We start from the raw sequence: 230 nt of genomic DNA, 5'->3' as shown, positions 1-230 counted from the left end.
TCAATACCTGCTTGATCAAAGCTGAGCGTGTTATACATAAAACGAATCTTGATGCCTTCACCTGGCATCACGACAACGTTCAGATCGTAGTTGGTTTCCTCTGTAGACACCACATTTGAAATTGTGAAGGGATCCTGTCCATCACTGCCCAGTTGCTCTACCTGCTGCTCCACCGGGTAATTTTCAAATATCATAATATGGTTGATTAAATCCTGCTTCTGCTCGGTCAG

The 230-nt window shown here is 43.9% G+C and carries 1 protein-coding gene; it reads right to left on the bottom strand.

The annotated features are described in order from the left end of the window. On the bottom strand, positions 1-230 hold a 230-nt coding region (locus HFD99_RS25355; protein WP_167441114.1), incomplete at both ends, for a condensation domain-containing protein.

Source organism: Paenibacillus sp. EKM301P (genome assembly GCF_011800295.1).
GTDB classification, from domain to species: Bacteria; Bacillota; Bacilli; order Paenibacillales; family Paenibacillaceae; genus Paenibacillus; species Paenibacillus polymyxa.
Note: the sequence above shows the minus strand (reverse complement) of the source record. Positions and strands in the feature narration are given on the sequence as shown.